3 protein-coding genes are annotated in these 3,553 nt (G+C 59.8%); 2 read left to right on the top strand and 1 reads right to left on the bottom strand.

Annotation, left to right across the window (positions count from 1 at the left end):
- Positions 1–1,216: 1,216 nt before the first annotated feature.
- Together VGY55_02005 and VGY55_02000 are read left to right on the top strand one after the other, a co-directional pair.
- The gene (locus VGY55_02005) at positions 1,217–1,936 is read left to right on the top strand and encodes an ATP-dependent endonuclease (protein HEV2968731.1); all 720 of its coding nucleotides are present in this window, start codon (positions 1,217–1,219) and stop codon (positions 1,934–1,936) included.
- 134 nt (positions 1,937–2,070) lie between these two features.
- Positions 2,071–2,715, top strand: coding sequence for a hypothetical protein (locus VGY55_02000; GenBank protein HEV2968730.1), 645 nt, complete (start codon positions 2,071–2,073; stop codon positions 2,713–2,715).
- 513 nt (positions 2,716–3,228) lie between these two features.
- On the opposite strand, the gene VGY55_01995 is transcribed toward VGY55_02000, so the two are convergent.
- On the bottom strand, positions 3,229–3,553 hold a 325-nt coding region (locus VGY55_01995), incomplete at its 5' end, for a hypothetical protein (protein HEV2968729.1).

Here is a 3,553-nt window from a genome sequence, read left to right as displayed (position 1 = left end):
CAACTTACTCGACGCCATCGCCGCCCACCGCGTCGCCGATCGACCAGATCGCTACGAGCCCCGGGCTAGGAAACGACACAACAGGAACTTCGCGTACCTGCGAAAACCCCGCGCGCAGATCAAAGGCGAGATGGCCAAAGGCCTTATCGTGATTTAAGTGCCATTCGTCCGCCCGACCGACGCAAGTTAGCCGTTGCAGCACGCTGTGAATTTGAGTGCTCTCAACAATCGTTCGATTTCTGGGAAAAGATGACGACAACCAGATCGGACCGGTCGGCCGGCTGCAGGGCGGCCCAGAATACTCGTGCGGTCAATCAACGTCCCGAAAACTCGTGGCTTGCGTCAGCGTCCGCCGAATCCATACTTGTCATCGCTGGTACGGCTGCCGGTGTCGTATCTTACTGAAGAACTGGCCTGCGGTTTCGCCTTTGATCGCTTACAGTCGCCAAGCGATTGATCCGGCGCTCAATTTCGGCCCAACCGTGAGGCGTGCGTGTCAAATGGCCGGTGACCATCTGCAAGTGAGTTGATTTTTTCTCGATCAAGTCTTCTGCGGCCATCAGCAACACGATCGGGCCGGGTGATTCGACCAAGGTCGGATGGATTCAGTTGAGCAATCACGAAATGGTCGCCCAGCGATTTCGCGGTCTCGCCGGCAATGTCCCCGACCACCGCAACACCCTGAATTACCGCGAAAACAGGGCATAATTAATGGGGACATACTTGCTGTCGGCGACCTAACTTAGGTCTGCTTCCGTCGCGCGCGCATCCCTAGAGGAACATCTCGGAGATAGTCGCCGATTCGTTCAGCCAAGAACGGCGACTTGTTGTTTGCGCTGGTGCTGAATCTCTCCGCTGTTTGCTCGGGCGACGTATGGTGGGACGCTGTGACCGCGTAGCTATATCGCCATGCCAGGCGTCCTGCTCCGGATGCTGTGCCGAGGATTCTGCCATCCGCGGTCGGCCGCTATGAGCTCGACCTCGGAAATCGCAATAACGCGACTCTGCTGAATCTCAGTGTGTCCGAGCGGCCTTTGGCAGCCTTGAACCGCCATCGGCATCGACCAAGATCGATCGGCGATTGGAAGCCGCAACGATCGGGTTCCCAGCCGCGGGCCTACGCTCCGCGGTCTCCTACGGCGTCGTCGCCCGCCGCGATTGCGGCTTCTTGGCGATGACCTTTCTGATTTCACCAATCCATGTTTGAAGGTGCATGATGACCGAACGCGACAATCTGTTTCAACGAATTTGGAAAGCGCTGCGTGCCCGTTCCGCCAATCCAAGTAAACGAGCAGCCCGCTCGCTCCGTCCGGCTGCGGCAGCAGGCCGGCCGATTTTGATTGTCGTCGAAGGTCGCAACGATATTGAATTCCTGCGGAAGGCCAGTGCTGTCCTGAGAAATGCCGACGATGCGCTGCCAGATCTCGGCCACCTCGAACGCCGGGGGCGGGTCGTGTTCGTGCCCTTCGGCGGCGACCCGCGACAGTGGGTCTTTCGGTTCGCCGAGCTCGGCCGTCCCGAATTTCACCTGTTTGATCGTGAAGTTGCTCCCGCAACGGAGATCCGCCGTGAGGCGGCCCGAATTATCAACCTGCGTCCCGACTCTCACGCCGCCATGACATCCAAGCGGAGTGTTGAGAATTACCTGCATCGGGACGCCATTCTGGAGGCGCGCGGTATCCAAGTGCATTTCTCGGACGACGATGATGTCGCTGATCTCGTCGCCCAACAGTGTTTCTTGCAGTTTCACCCAAGCGAGCCCTGGAGCGAGCAATCAGTGCGGGCCCGTCGGCGACTTCGGAACCGAGTCAAGTCCTGGCTCAATACATCGGCGGTCGATCGGATGACGGCTGCTCGGTTCGCCGAGCGCGATCCGGCCGGAGAAATCCGCGACTGGCTCTGCGTTATCGCTGAAATGGCGGGCGGATCATCATAGGTCGCTGCCGCCGGTCACGTGGCTGGAACACGTCTGAAGTTGGCTTTGTCGCCCCGCATCGTTGCGGGGCGGTTGTGTTTTTCAACACGACCGCCCCTGCGTGGGGCGGTCTCTTTTCCCGAGGAGATTGCCCCATGATCGCGTGCATCAAACGTCCGAGGCCGACGACGAAGGCGCCGGCTTGGCATGCTGACTTCCTAGCGATGGTGCCGGCCATCCAGCGCCAAGCCCAGGTCAGTTTTCGGAAAGTTCGGCCAGAACTCCGCAATGAGTTCATCGAAGAGGTAATTGCCAGCAGTTTTATGGCTTATGCCCGGTTATTCGAGCTTGGCAAAGAGCATCTCGCCTTCCCGTCGGTCCTGGCACGATACGCCGTCGCGCAGATCCGTGCCGGCCGCCGCGTCGGCAGTCGATTACGGGTTGGCGACGTCATGTCGAACTACTCCCAATTTCGCAAGGGCTTTGAAGTTCAACGGCTCGACCAATTAGATGAGCAGGAGGGGAAATGGAAGGAGATTCTGATTGAGGATCGTCGAGCCGGTCCGGCGGAGATCGCCGCTTCGCGAATCGACTTCGCAAATTGGCTCCGGCTGCTGCCCGCCCGGCGCCGGAAGATCGCGCTCACGCTGGCCAGCGGCGAAACGACGAGCGTCGTGGCCAAAAAGTTCGGCGTCAGTTCAGCGAGGATTTCCCAGCTTCGGCGATGGCTACGAGAAAGCTGGTGCGCCTTTCATGGCGAAGCCGAGTTTGAACAGCCGCCGCGGCTGGTTCTGGCTTGACAAAAGAAGATGTGGAGCCCGCCACGGATTCTTCCGTGGCGGGCGAGCGGCTGAGCGTCGGCCGTGCTGGCGAATGAATATGTCAGCCGAGGTCTCCCGGTGGCGGCGCCGGGAACGTCATGCGCCGAATTCGGAATCCGGCTAAGGCGACTCGCTTGGAGAATAGCCAGGCGTTCAGTCGCCGAACATTGTCGACCCTAACGCCGCTCGAAGTTCCCGGTTCCCGCTGCCCCTGGCCGGGGATAATTCGGCCGTGGCCGACGACGCCACCAGCGCCAACCTGCTGAGCGACGAGGAAGCCTCGGCGTCGCCGGCTCGAATTCAGCCTGATCTCTATTGATCGTGTTCACGATTGTGGCGATGGGAGCCGCCGGTTTCCCGCGTGAATGTAACAGGCGCAGACGCTCCAGGTTTCGGTTGAGGCAATCCTCTCGGACCAGTCTGCGGTCTCTGAATTTGCTGGCCGGCGAGCGCTCAGTCCGAGAGCACCAATCCCAGTTGGAATCTAAGAATCTAACCATTTCCCAGTCGTCCATATCGTTGCTCGAGCAGCTCGATGACGCTTTGGAGCGGCTTCTCCGCCTCCGGACGCGTCGCGCGCAATGTCAACTGCGGCAGTTCGACGAGAGCGGGCAGCTTTTTCGCGAGATTGAAATATGTCGCCCGGCAGCCGTGGCCCGCGTGGACGAAGGCTTGTGCGCGGAGTTCTTCCGTCGCGTAGTTTTTGTTGGCCTTCAACTGTGCAACCACCAGCAGCTTGCCTGATAGGCAACGCGCCAGCACTACCTCCTTCCATTTCAATCCCGCCTGCTTGAGTTCGGCGGCGACGATGTAATGG

This window comes from Pirellulales bacterium (genome assembly GCA_035939775.1).
In the GTDB taxonomy this organism is placed as follows: domain Bacteria; phylum Planctomycetota; class Planctomycetia; order Pirellulales; family DATAWG01; genus DASZFO01.
Note: the sequence above shows the minus strand (reverse complement) of the source record. Positions and strands in the feature narration are given on the sequence as shown.